11 protein-coding genes are annotated in these 13,519 nt (G+C 42.3%); 7 read left to right on the plus strand and 4 right to left on the minus strand.

Annotated features, from left to right (window positions below; genetic code table 11):
- The first annotated feature begins 27 nt into the window (after positions 1–27).
- From H6G86_RS17315 to H6G86_RS17325, 3 genes are all read left to right on the plus strand, one after another.
- Positions 28–585, plus strand: coding sequence for a CIS tube protein (locus H6G86_RS17315; RefSeq protein ID WP_190935346.1), 558 nt, complete (start codon positions 28–30; stop codon positions 583–585).
- Between the two features lie 80 nt (positions 586–665).
- Positions 666–2,399 carry a VgrG-related protein gene (locus H6G86_RS17320; RefSeq protein WP_190935347.1) on the plus strand — a complete coding sequence of 578 codons (1,734 nt, stop codon included), beginning with the start codon at positions 666–668 and terminating at the stop codon, positions 2,397–2,399.
- A 118-nt stretch (positions 2,400–2,517) separates the two neighbouring features.
- Positions 2,518–3,015: a PAAR domain-containing protein gene (locus tag H6G86_RS17325; protein WP_190935348.1), complete on the plus strand. Its 498-nt coding sequence runs from the start codon at positions 2,518–2,520 to the stop codon at positions 3,013–3,015.
- 224 nt (positions 3,016–3,239) lie between these two features.
- Here the strand turns inward: H6G86_RS17325 and H6G86_RS17330 are convergent, their stop codons facing one another.
- Positions 3,240–3,566 (minus strand): YdhR family protein, encoded by a 327-nt coding sequence (locus H6G86_RS17330; RefSeq protein WP_190935349.1) that lies wholly within the window; start codon positions 3,564–3,566, stop codon positions 3,240–3,242.
- 321 nt (positions 3,567–3,887) lie between these two features.
- On the opposite strand from H6G86_RS17330, the gene H6G86_RS17335 reads away from it, so the two are divergent.
- The 4 genes from H6G86_RS17335 to H6G86_RS17350 all read left to right on the plus strand — a co-directional run bounded on the left by H6G86_RS17335 (position 3,888) and on the right by H6G86_RS17350 (position 9,054).
- On the plus strand, positions 3,888–4,301 hold the full coding sequence (locus tag H6G86_RS17335) for a GPW/gp25 family protein (RefSeq protein ID WP_190935350.1): 414 nt from the start codon (positions 3,888–3,890) through the stop codon (positions 4,299–4,301).
- A gap of 99 nt (positions 4,302–4,400) precedes the next feature.
- On the plus strand, positions 4,401–6,599 hold the full coding sequence (locus H6G86_RS17340) for a putative baseplate assembly protein (RefSeq protein WP_190935351.1): 2,199 nt from the start codon (positions 4,401–4,403) through the stop codon (positions 6,597–6,599).
- A gap of 94 nt (positions 6,600–6,693) precedes the next feature.
- Complete coding sequence (locus H6G86_RS17345) at positions 6,694–7,719, plus strand: phage tail protein (protein WP_190935352.1); 1,026 nt, start codon at positions 6,694–6,696, stop codon at positions 7,717–7,719.
- Between the two features lie 135 nt (positions 7,720–7,854).
- A complete protein-coding gene (locus H6G86_RS17350) occupies positions 7,855–9,054 on the plus strand; it encodes a DUF4159 domain-containing protein (protein WP_190935353.1) in 1,200 nt (399 codons plus the stop codon).
- A 322-nt stretch (positions 9,055–9,376) separates the two neighbouring features.
- On the opposite strand, the gene H6G86_RS17355 is transcribed toward H6G86_RS17350, so the two are convergent.
- The 3 genes from H6G86_RS17355 to pheT all read right to left on the minus strand — a co-directional run bounded on the left by H6G86_RS17355 (position 9,377) and on the right by pheT (position 13,152).
- The gene (locus H6G86_RS17355; RefSeq protein ID WP_190935354.1) at positions 9,377–10,171 is read right to left on the minus strand and encodes a Tab2/Atab2 family RNA-binding protein; all 795 of its coding nucleotides are present in this window, start codon (positions 10,169–10,171) and stop codon (positions 9,377–9,379) included.
- Between the two features lie 134 nt (positions 10,172–10,305).
- Positions 10,306–10,575 (minus strand): YciI family protein, encoded by a 270-nt coding sequence (locus H6G86_RS17360; RefSeq protein ID WP_190935355.1) that lies wholly within the window; start codon positions 10,573–10,575, stop codon positions 10,306–10,308.
- Positions 10,576–10,701: 126 nt separating this feature from the next.
- Entirely contained in the window at positions 10,702–13,152 is a 2,451-nt protein-coding gene (pheT, locus tag H6G86_RS17365; RefSeq protein WP_190935356.1) for a phenylalanine--tRNA ligase subunit beta, read from the minus strand.
- Positions 13,153–13,519: the final 367 nt, after the last annotated feature.

Consider the following 13,519-nt stretch of genomic DNA (forward strand, 5'->3'; position numbering starts at 1 on the left):
ATAATTAATTTTAGGAGAACTATTCAAATGGCAAGTCCAGCAATTATTGTTATTCAAAAGCTTAAACCACAACTTGAGAAAGCCAAGCTTGTAGCTTATAACAATGAAGCACCAGATATTGAATTGATGTTTAATCCTACAGATATTAGTTTCGCTCGGACTGTTAAGTGGGAAAGTAAAGATGGTAATAGAGGAACCACTCTACTTCCGAAAGTAAACTTTTCTGGCGTTGAACCTTACAAATTTACCCTTAAACAGTTACTCTATGATACTTACGAAACGAAAGAGTCGGTGATGAAAAAGTACATAGATAACATTAAGAAAGGTGTAGAAACTATCACTAAAGCAACTGACAAACGACCACCTGTTTATATATTTACATGGGGAGATGAGTATTTTTATTGTGTAATCACGAGTTTAACCTACACTTTAAATATGTTTTTGAGTGATGGTACACCAGTCAGGGCACTGGTAGATATAGCCTTGCAAGAAGTAGATAAGAATAACCTGCCTGGAGGACGTAAATCTGATTCTAAAGGCAACGCTCGTGCAACAGATAAAAAGGGTCAAAAACTGAGTAAGTAAAACAAATAACGTGATAAATTAGTATTTACTTTGTCATTAAAGGCTGCTCTAAACATTTCATAAGTTATAAAATAATAGTTATGCCTGCTAAAAAAAGCCTTTATTTAAGCGAACCTAAAGTACAGATAGATGGACAATCTGCTTCGCATGAATTAATGAAGGATTTGTTGCAAATCACAATAGAAGAAAGCCTTCATTTGCCAGCAATGTTTACGCTAGTAATCCATAATAGCTATATTCCCACATCTGATCTAGCAGAAAATAAGGCTTGGCGACATGAGAAGTTTTTTAAGATTGGTAAAAAAGTGAAGTTGGGTTTTACTTCAAGTACTACTCTAGACAATAATTTTCAAGAAGAGGTAGGAGAATTCATTATTGAAGGCGAAATTACAGCGATGGAAGTTCACTTTAATGAAAAATCTGAAGCTGATATAATTGTTCGCGGTTATGATATTTCTCATCGTCTGCATAGAGGTCGTTATAATCGTTCTTTTTTAAATGAAACTGATAGCGGTATAGTCAAAAAAATAATTCAAGAAGTAGGTATAAAACCTGGCAATATAGAGCAAACGGGTGAAGTTCATAAGTATGTTTTCCAAGAAAATCAAACGAATATGGAATTTTTGCGAGAAAGGGCTGCTCGCATTGGTTTTGAGTTATTTATTACCGAGGAAAAACTCAATTTTTGCAAACCAAAAACTCAGGGAAATTTATCATTAGAATGGCTAGTTGATATTAATAAATTTAGTACTCGTGTTACTAGTGCTGAACAGATAAGTTCTGTAGAAGTACGCGCCTGGGACTATACCCAGAAAAAATTGATTAGTGGAAGAGCCAACAAAGAGAAGCAAACAACCCAGACAGGTAATAAGCTAGGAAGTACTACTAGTAATGCATTTTCTAATCTTAAGTCTCCCGAAATGATTGTTGTAGATAAACCTGTTGCCAGCAAAAAACAAGCAGATACGATGGCTCAGGCTTTGTGCGATGAACTAGGAGGAGAATTTGTTTACGCAGATGCCAAAGCAGAAGGGAATCCTGAGATTCGTCCTGGACGAGTTATTAGTCTTGAGGGTATGGGCGATCGCTATAGTGGTAAGTATTATGTTACAGAAACCCGCCATTTCTTTAATCAGCGCGTTTATGAAACTGAGTTCAGCGTGCGGGGACTCCGTTCTGGTAACTTATTCACAACTCTATCTCCAGAAAAACGTCTACAGCCATCTGAGACTTTATTAGTGGGAATTGTGACTGATAACAAAGACCCAGAGAAAATGGGCAGAGTGAAGGTCAAGTTTCCCACTCTCACAGAAGACCATACAAGTGACTGGGCGAGAGTTGTAGCTGTGGGAGCAGGGAATAACAGAGGTTTCGACTGTTTACCAGAGGTAAACGATGAAGTTTTGGTAGGTTTTGAACATGGCGATATCCACCGTCCCTATGTCATTGGTGGGGTATGGAACGGCAAGGATGCACCACCGGAAAGGGTAAGTGATTCAGTTTCAAGTGGTGTAAGATTACGTACCATTAAAACTCGTGTAGGTCATGTTCTACAATTTGTCGAAGAGGATAAAGGAAGTAGTAAAACAGGTATTCGCGTAGAAACTAAAGACGGTCACAAAATATATCTCAATGATAGTCAAAGCTGCATAGAGATTGAAACCAAAGGCGGTCATAAAATCAAAATGGACGATATGGCTAAATCTGTTTCAGTGAAATCAACAGGTAATATGTCATTAGATGCGGCTGGAAATATAGACATTACAGCCAACGGCGTGATTACAGTTAAAGGTGCGATGATTCGCCTTAATTAATTTTCTATGTTTTTTCTCAGCGCTCTCTGTGCCTCTGTGATTTAAAAGTAATTTATCTAACCACAGAGACGCAGAGAACACAGAGGCAAGAGATTAAAGACACTATTAGGAGGTTGTGATGGGTAAACCGGCAGCAAGAATTACTGATAATGTGGCGCACCCTTTACCCCCAGTTTTAACAGGAGGGCCGGGTAGTCCCAATGTTTTGATTGGGTCTTTACCTGCGTGGCGGGGTGTGCTTGCAGCAGCAGTACCAGGTTTGCAGTCTGCCAAAACAGCTTCTGATACGGCTATCCAAGCGGCTGAGGCTGCTACCCTAGCGGCAGCTGGTACACCAGGGGCACCTGCTGCTTTAGCCGCCGAACAAACTACAAAGGCAACATCAGCAGCTACTATGGGTAGTGCGATCGCAGCAGCAGCAGCAGGTGCTGATATTCATAATTGCGCCACTCCCTTACCCTTACCTCCCCACGGCCCTGGGGTTGTGATTGATGGTAGCCAGACAGTGCTGATTAACAATCTACCTGCTTCTCGCATGGGCGACACTGTTTTAGAAGCATTAGGGCCGCCGAATAAAATTATCAAAGGTGATTTTACTGTTTTGATTGGCGGCTGATTGGAGAAGTAGAGGAAATCGGGGAGGGTAGAGTTGCAACTTTACTCATCCGTCTCATATCATATCCGCTCGATCGATCGCATCCTTAGATTGAACCGTATAGCGATAAGAGCGGTTTATGCAATCTCCTCGCAGGTCAGCGCGTAAAAGCTCTTATCCCAGATGAAGGATACCACCATCCTTGGCTCGTTTGGCTTTTTGAAATTGGCGTGTGGGATGGACAATCATTTAGATTCTGCCGGATAGAAAGGAGAACTCATACCTGTGCTAGCTTCTTTGGTTATATCACCATCGAAAAGCTTTACAGTGAGATTTCCATTGACTTGTTTAGCGAATGGAATCAAAATGCCATCAATATAATTTTGTGCATTCTCTACAGAATCAAATTCATAAAACCCACCAACAGTGTTGGTGTTCAAAGCACTTAACCAAGTTTTGGATTTCAATCCGGGAAACTTTTTCATTTCTACATTAGTTGATTTCCAATCAATCTGACTAAAAGGAATAGACACTTGATACTCGGCGTATAGAAATACTTTACTCACTGACATTTTTGCTCCTATCTTGAATTTTTCTGTAATTATGCGGACATAATATCAGAACTCCGTTAATCCACCTTGGAACTGGATTCATCCACCTCGGAACTGGATTCATCCACCTCAGAACTCCGTTTATCCACCTCAGAACTCCGTTCATCCATCTCATATCAAGTCCGGTTAATCACTTATGATTACCCCATCTGTGCAAAAATCCGAAAAGCCTCGTGCGCCTCTGCTCCCCCCTTCTTCATCCTCGACCTTTGGCGAATAGGCTTAAACCTTCTGTGCCGATATCTTGGAAGATATCCATGTACAACTGTCTAAGTGCCAGATATGGTTTATGGTCGTGAACGAGCCTATTTGGGAACAGGTTGGGCTTATCCACTGCATTTAAGTGTGCAAGGCGGGATACAACTTAGCCGTGAAGATCAAAAAGTTAAAGAATCTATTTGGATTATCCTCCGCACCGGAGTAGGTGAGCGGGTTTATCGACCTACCTTTGGTTCACGCTTGTCTGAACTGGCGTTTGCACCTTTAAGTAGCGATACCCTACTGCGAATCCGCCTTTATGTTTTGGAAGCTTTAGAAGTTTGGGAACCACGCATTACTATCGATGAAGTTATCACCGATCCTGACCCTGTGCGTGGCAGAGTGGACATCATTATCAATTATCGACTCAAAGACGGCCCCGATATTTATAGTTTTGTTTATCCTTATTATTTGGTTTCAGCTGGGGAGGAATCGTGATATCAATTAAAAATTAAGAATTAAAAATTAAAAATTGAGAAGCTAAATTTCATCTGGGTTTCTAGGCTTGTATCTGTCACATTCTTTTTTAAAATTGGTATGAACTTTGATTTTTTACCGAAATTACCTTCTTCCAACTTAGACGATCGCGCCTTCGATGATTTGGTGGAAGAATGTATTATGCGTATTCCTCGCTACTGTCCAGAATGGACTGACCACAATCTCAGCGACCCAGGAATTACGCTAATTGAGTTATTTGCCTGGTTAACTGACCAAATGTTGCTCAGATTTAACCAAGTACCTCGAAAAAATTATGTCGCCTTCCTAGAATTACTAGGTATTCGTCTCCAGCCTCCCGCCCCAGCCCGCACGGAATTAACTTTTTATTTAAGCGCTGCACTACCTGAAGCCTACACGATTCCAGCCGGATTGGAAGCCTCAACTATCCGCACTGAAACTACAGAAGCTATTACCTTCAGCACAGATTCTCCTCTAATTATCGGCAACCCCCGCATCCAACACTTCTTAACTGCCCAAACTACCGAAGATATTCCCCAATCTCTGCGCGAAAGAGTCACAACTTCATGGACTCGTCAATCTAACGGTTTCTGGACAGGTAATGAACAACCGATATTTGAAGAGGAACCCCAGCCTGGGAACTGTTTTTATTTAGCAATTAATTCTGATGATCCTTTAGACGCTAATGTTTTAGAAATTATTTTTCAAGGGGCTGCGGCTACTCCTGCTGGTATTAACCCCAATCAACCACCCCGCAAGTGGGAAGCCTGGGATGGGGAAAATTGGCAACCAGTTTTATTGCAAGAGTCAGACGATAAAACTCGTGGGTTCAGTTTTTATGAAATGGCCCAACAGGGTGGAAACCCTTCTCAAGGTGCAGAGGTGCGTTTGCATCTACCTCAAATTTGGCCTGTGGCTAATTTTACCTCTTACCGGGGTCGTTGGTTGCGCTGTAGCTTTGTTTCCACAGAAGCCAATGAAACTGGTTACAATCGTCCACCAAGAATTATTGGTTTAGCAGCGCGGTCAATTGGCGGTACTGTTAGAGCTAGTCACAGTACGCTGATTTTAGATGAGCGATTGGGAATTAGTGATGGTACACCCGGTCAGAGTTTCCAGTTACAAACAGCACCAATTTTAGAACGCCGGGAAAATGAATATATTTTAGTTACTCCCAGTGGTGGTTTGCCTCAAAAGTGGATTGAGGTGAGAGATTTTGCTGATTCTGGGCCACATAATTTTCATTACACTATCGATTCGATCACTGGAACAATCCAGTTTGGGCCGCTGATTCGGGAACCTAGCCAACTTAAACAGCATACCCAGATGCGATCGCGGATTCAAGAACCATCGCTAGATAACACATCTGTACAAGTTCTAGAAAATAACCAGTCGGAACACCAATATGGGGCAATTCCTCCCCGTGGTGCAGAGATTAAAATGGTTGCTTATCGCACAGGTGGCGGTAGAGAAGGCAATGTGCAAACTGGGGCAATCCAGTTTTTGAAGTCTGCGTATCCATACATTGCTAGCGTGGTCAATCGTGTACCAGCGATCAATGGCGCGGATGCCGAATCGCTAGAACAGGCTGTAATGAAGGCTCCCCGTATCCTCCGCACACGCGATCGCGCCGTCACTGCTGAAGATTTTGAAGTTTTAACTCAACAGGCGGGTGCAGGTGCGATCGCCCGCGTCCGGTGTTTGCCAGCAAATTCTCGTAGACAAGCTGGTATAGTTAGTTTACTGGTTGTTCCTTATGCAAATACAGATGCGATCGCGCAAGGTAATGGCATGACACCAGAAAATTTTGCTCTTAGTAATGCCCTGCAAGAGCAAATTATGAGTTACTTAGATGAAAGACGGTTATTAGGGGTACAAATAGAATTACAAGAACCGAATTACGTAGGTGTTTCTGTACAGACAGAAATTGCTTTAGAACCTGCTTATGATAATCCTTTTGCCAGAGAAGAAATTCGCCGGAATTTAAGGGTATCACTGTATAAATATTTAAATCCATTAACTGGAGGAATGGATGGCAAAGGTTGGCCATTTGGGCGACCAGTTTATACATCAGATATTGTCGCATTATTGCAACAAACCCTAGGCGTGCGTCATTTAGGCCCCGTTTTACTGTTTCCCATCCGCAAGCAAGGAGAAAATTGGCGACGACAACCATCACCAGAACAATTGATTGACCCAGGCTCGGAAGGTTTAATATGTTCTTGGGCTGATACCAATCTACGTTCAAATCACGACATTCAAATAATTCGTAATTCGTAATTTGTCATTCGTCATTCGTCAGTAGTTATTCTCCCTCCAATTCCCCATTCCCCATTCCCAATTCCCAATTCCCCATTCCCCATTCCCAATTCCTATGGTTCAAAGTCGCTCTAGTCCGGCTGTAAGCATTCAATTAACACCAATGCAAATACCCGAAGCTTTACCTGTGGCGGGTTTAGGATTTGCAAACGCGGATATGGATGTAGCTGGACGTACTTTACTCTTGCATCCTGGGCATCCCAGCGAGATGATTGTGCAAGTACAAAACTTAGAACAACGTCCTTTGCGGGTAAGCTTAAGTGTTGAGGGAAACTTTCCATCCCAGTGGTGTCAAATTGGCACAGAGGGTAGTGAAATACCGCCTCGTGGACAAATGGATGCTGTTCTCTACTTCTCAATTCCCGACACATTTTTTGAAGACCAAGAAGCAATTTCTCCTGGGACAAAAAACAAATTAACTCTCAATTTTCGCAGTCTAGTTACTCTACATATAGACCCAGGTACTGAGAACGAACAAATCGAGAGAAGCGAGTATTTCGATTTATATATTCGTCCTTACACCGCCTATATGGAATTCTTGCCAATTTTGTATCGTGAAGTAGACTTTATTGGTCGCTTCATGAAGATATTTGAGCAAGCTTTTCAACCAATAGTTGATAGTTACAATGTTATGTGGGCAAACCTCGATCCCTTGACAGCACCACAAGCATTACTACCCTTTATGGCTCATTGGGTCGCTTGGCAAGTAGATTCAGTTTGGGATCTCCAGCAACAACGGCGTTTAATTCGTCGGGCTGTAGAACTTTATCGCTGGCGCGGAACTCGCAAAGGATTGCGTCTTTACTTGCATCTTTATACCGGTTTACCTTTAGATGAAGATTTACCTAATGAAGCTGATAAACATATTAGTATCACAGAACCTTTTGGCCCAAGTTTCATCATAGGAGATGCCCAATTAGGAAATGCAGTTTTAGCAGGTGGGCAACCATATCATTTTATAGTACGTTTGCGTTCAAATATTTCTAGCGGCATCATTAACGAACAACTTATCCAAAGAATCATAGAACAAGAAAAGCCTGCTTTCTGCACATACGAATTATCTATCGAAAATAATTCGTAATGGGCTACGCCCCGCTACGCTAACGTAATTCGTAATTAAATAAAATTTCATTATATGGTGTGTTATTACTGCTTGTTGGAGATTTATGTAACACGCTTTTAATTCAAAATCCAAAATCTAAAATCTAAAATTATTATGTCCCATCCTTTCCCACCCCCACCAATCAAATCTTTGGAACGCCTGCAAGCCGCAGACGGGTTACTAATCAATGCAGAACGCTGGCGCACAGCCCATGATTATCACCGAAATCGGCAAAATGCTCAATATCAAAGTTTAAACCAACCAGGAATTGTCTGTGGTTTAGGCGTTCGAGATGTGACAGCCCCAAGTCAAGTAGAAGCTAGATATCGAGATGGGCGTTGGGTACAAATTCAACCTGGTATTGCAATTGATTTAGCAGGTAATCTAATTGTTGTACCGACTTCTTATGACTTTCCTATTGATATAGAAGTAGTCAGTTCTGAACCACTCATGATCTACTTAGTAGTTAGCTATGTAGACCCTGACGAATTGCGGCGTGGACAACAAAGAGATATTGTTCAAGAAACTTATCGAATTGACCAAAGAAACTCTATACCAGTCAGTTCAGAAATAGAAATATGTCGGATACTTCTGCAACCAGGACATACTGAAATTACCCAACCTGCGGATGCTTTCTTTCCTGGATATAACAATATTGATTTGCGTTATCGCCGTCAAGCACAAATGCGTCCTCAAGCACTTGTGTGCATGGCACAAGCAACTCATAGCGATCCGGAATGTGCGCGTAATTTTTTCAGCCTTTCGTATTTGTTACAAGCAGTAGAACCCCTATATCCCAGTTTGCGAGGGGCTGATGAACCAGGTCAGGTTTCTCTAAGTGAAAATATTCAAGATTATGACCTACTTTATTTGACAGGTGGACAGGCAATTTCTTTAAATAGTCTCGAATTTGAATCCCTCAAAAATTACTTAAATTTAGGTGGTGTGCTTTTCGTTGATGCACCAACAAATGCTAATGCTTTAATTGAAAGTACTCAAGCATTAGCACAACAATTAGAAAGTCCTTTAAGACCTTTAGAAGAATTGCAACGGAGTCATCCTTTACGGACAAAACCTTTCTTATTTGCTGCCTTGCCAATGGTTAATCAACAGCAAATTAAAATGTTAATTGGTGGTGGAATTATTTTAGCAATTGGAGATTTAGCAACTGCTTGGGGGTTGGATAGAGATTTGAGTTTACCCAGATTGACTATTCGTACAGCCCAGGAATTAGGAATTAATATTCTTCATTATGCTTGGAAACGGCGACAGCTGATAGGCTTGCAACAAGAAGATAATTCAGGACAGTGGTAGGGTGGGCATCAATACGGTTTGGTTAAGGAAAGATACGGTGATTTATTGCGTCTTTGCGATTTATAACTTTCATTAAAAGCCTGATCCGAATCGTATTGGAGTGGGCATTACTTTAAATAATATTGCACCTGGTTTTGCATTTTTTAGCAATGCCTACCCTCTAATATAGAGCGATCGCCTTTGCGTCACTTATAATCCAATGCACTTGGGTTAAGCGCTACTTATACCAAATCGTGGGTTTTGAGACGCGATAAATCGCCGTCTCTACAAGTGTTTTGGTCTTATCTGAAATGTATTGACTTATAATCTCTACTTTGCCATATCAATCTTCTGCCCGCAATAACCAAAAGCCGCTATAAGTCATGCCGGAATCATCTGGTTGCACTAACAAAAAATGCAATCCTCGGCAATGCTTTTTTCGTTGTTCAAATGTTTGGGCTGCTGTTGTAACTTCTGGATCTTCAAAAGTGGCAACAATCCATCTATCTACTAAGCTAGCTTCTAATATTAAGCCATCTGGTGCGCCAGATATATAATTAAACCCTACGGGACGGGCTTGCTGTAACCATCGGGCTAGGCGCATCGATTGCCGTCCACCATAAATTACTACACCAGGGACGGGGACTGTTGACGCTAAACCCAAGTTGATGGGTTTAAGATGTTCTGGGATGTGCAAAATGGGAATGGGGCGATCGCTAAATCTCGTTTCTACGTCACTAGCAGCTAGAGTCGCAAACCGCCATTGTTCTCCCCAGAGGTTCTCTGGTAATGGTGCTGGAGGTGGTTTATCCAGCGCTGAGGGATATTGCTTTTCTTGTAACCACTGTTTCAACGCCAAAGTGTGGCGCGTAGGTTCGACATTTATACTTAAATTGCGTCCAGCCGCCTCAATTAAGCTTAGAGACTGCGGACGAAACACCTGAATCACATCTGGCAATTTTTCACCTGCGGCTAGTTCAAGTTGAGCAGCAACCCAACTCGAATTCGCTGCTGACTGAAGACAGGTAGCTTCATACTCAAAGCTGCGAGTTGCGTCACAAATCAACAACTCCCATAAAATTTGTCCAGACGCATCCTGTGAAGGACGACGATAAAAATCAACTTGCCAAATTTTCATAATTATGCGGGAATTGGGGATTGGGCATTGGGCATTGGGCATTGGGAGATGAGGGAGAGTTAAAACTGAAAGTTTAAAGTTTAGAGGTTTAACGTTTATGCCCCATGCCCCATGTCCCATTCTCTATGCCCAATTTATAAAGCCTGAATCCATTCTTTGACAGAATACTCAGTCCAGATGCCATTTTTCCAGTAAGGATCATTTTCAATCAACTGGCGTACAGTGGCTTCGTCTTCGGCTTCGTAAATCCCAAAAACTTTTGTGACATCCTTGGTGGGGCCAATGGTAATCAGCACACCAGATTCTTTCTGTTTTGCTAATCCGTCTAAATGAGCTTCACGGTGGGGGGTACGTTTTTCAAGAACGTCTTCGCAGTAGGTTCCCCAGAGTACATATTTAGGCATAACTTTACCAATTTTGGATTTTAGATTTTGGATTTTGTAGCCAGTAGGTTTAAGAGTGAGGAATTATTAACTCCTAACTCTTAACAAATGACCAATGACAAAGGACCAATGACAAAGGACAAATGACTAACTTCTGAGATTTACGCCGAATTTTTCCACCAAGGCTTCGCGGACTTTATTGTGTACTGGTTCGACTTCCGCCTCAGTCAGAGTGCGATCGCTAGCGCGATAAATTAAGCGGAATGCTAAACTCCTCTGTCCTTCAGGGACATTTTCGCCGCGATATTCATCAAATAATTCCACAGATTCGAGCAAATCTTTACCCGCTTTGGTAATTACTTTTTCAATTTCGGAAACTGAGATTTTCACTGGTGCGAAAAAGGCGATATCGCGATCGCTAGCTGGATAGGTAGAATATGGCTGGAATGCTGGAACCAGAACTTCATCTTCTCCCAGAGATTCTAAAAGCACATCTAGATCCAACTGAAAAACATAAACGGAATCTGGTAAACCTTTTTCTCGTCGCAATTGGGGATGGAGTTGTCCAAAAATCCCTAGCCTGTTACCCCGAATCCACAAAGAAGCGGTGCGTCCTGGATGTAAGCGATTATCTCGGCAATCGGGTTGGAATTCTACCTGCAAGGCAAGCTGCCGAAATACACTTTCTAAAGTGCCTTTGGCTTCAAACCAGGTGACGGGTTCTTCGCGTCCACCTTTTGACCATTTGCCAACGGTGCGATCGCCTCCCATAATCCCAGCCAGGGCTTCTGTTTCTTGCAAACCGTCTTCTTCTCGCCAGAAAATTTGCCCAATTTCAAAGCCGTTCAGGGAACCATTACCTTGCTCTAAATTGTATTGAAAGGCATCAATCAACCCAGATAACAAATCGTTTCGTAGCGCTGAATATTCGGCAAATAAAGGATTTGACAGTACTATCTCTCTGTCTTCTCCTGGTTTAACTAAAGAATAGTGGATTAATTCTGTCAATCCTTCAGCCCGGAGGAAAGCCCGTAACTTGCGAATCAGTTCCTCGTCTAAAGGCAGATAACCACCTTCCGATTTTTCTGGTAAGGTATCGCAGAATCGGTTGTAACCATAGAGACGGGCGATTTCTTCAATTAAATCAATTTCTCGCTCTAAGTCGCGATAACGATAGGGTGGGACGGCAACTGACCATGTAGGTTGATGGTTGCTATCTTCACCTGAAGGAGTCAACTGACATCCTAATGCAGTCAGAATGCGCTCAACATCTTGTCCTTGGAGTTCACCTGTGTCCTCTCCTAAATCGATTGGCCCTAGTATCTGATTAACGCGGTCTAAACGCAGTGCGATCGAACGACTCCAGGTAGAAGGATCGGGGCGAGTGTCGGCAATTTCCTGCTGAACTATAATTCCACTCGCTAATTCGCTAATTAAAGATAAGGCGCGGCGATTAGCTATTTCCAACTCAGCGCGGTTAACTCCCCGTTCATATCTCCCAGAAGCTTCACTTCTTAAGCCTGCACTGCGCGAAGAATGGCGAATTGCTACGGAATCAAATAAAGCTGCTTCTAAAACTAGGCTTTCAGTCCCTTCATGGACTTCTGTTTCTTCTCCACCCATGACTCCCGCCAATGCAACGGGCCTGTCGTTAGTGGTAATTAACAAATTTTGGGTTGATAGGGTGCGAGTTTGCCCATCCAGGGTTTTGAGAGATTCGCCATTATTAGCGAAGCGAACACCGATGGTTAAACTTTCGCTACTTGCAACAGATTTTAGGCGATCGCGGTCAAAGGCGTGCAATGGTTGTCCCCATTCCAACAAAACGTAGTTAGTAATATCCACAACATTACTTATAGGACGCACCCCAGCCGCTCGCAAACGCTGTTGCAGCCATTCGGGAGATGGAGCAATTTTTACCTGTTCAATTACCGTACCGATGTATGCAGGACAAGCTTGTGTATCAGCAATTTTTAAAGTTAAATTTCCAGTATTTTTACTAATAGAAACTTCACCAGGTTCAGGGATGCTCAATTTTCCACCAGTTAAAGCTGCTACTTCTCTGGCTACACCTACCATACTCAGAGCATCAGCGCGATTGGCAGTTGCAGTTAGGTCTAAAATTACATCATCTAGACCCAACAAAGGACGCACATCACTACCTAATGGTAAATTTTCCTGGGTAAAAATATGAATTCCGTCTACATCGGTGGGCAAACCGAGTTCCTTTAAAGAACAAATCATGCCCTGAGAAGGGACACCACGGAGTTTTGCAGGTTTAATTTTTAAATCGATGTTGGGTAAGTAAGTACCCGTAGTTGCTATCGGTACATAGATATCTGCCTTCACATTGGCAGCGCCACAGACAATATTTAAAGTTTCACCTGCACCGATATCGACTTGGCAAACACTTAATTTATCGGCGTTGGGGTGGGGTTGACGCTCAAGCACTTTCCCTACAACCACGCCATTTGCCCAAGTGCGGCGATCTTCAATATCTTCTACCTCAAACCCTGCCATTGTAAGGGTTTCGGCTAATTCTTCTGGACTTAGTTTTATCTCTACTAGTTCGCGCAGCCAATTTAGAGAAATACGCATGGAGTGTGCTTGTTTTAGGAATCGTCTTTTGTTCTTATTTTAGGGTGCCTACTAGCGATCGATGGCTACTCATCCCGCTAGGCGTACCCTTTCACTTGAACAATCCTACTACGTTAAACTCGCAGAACAATCTCTCTTCCTAATCTTTTCTTGGTGTCTTGGTTTCTCTCAGAGGATATTTAACCAGTCAAATGTATGCTCGAAACCTCTCTTCTCGCAGGAGAAAAGCTTTTGGTGTTTCATATAATACTTTTAAAACATCCTTTTAAGTAGGACAGGGTGAAAAAACCAAATTGTGTAAAGATAAGTAAATACACATAATGTATCTACCACGGTAACAGGTATATGGGCAGCCGTTTAAGGGTAT

This window comes from Nostoc sp. FACHB-133, from assembly GCF_014698055.1.
Lineage (GTDB): Bacteria > Cyanobacteriota > Cyanobacteriia > Cyanobacteriales > Nostocaceae > Nostoc.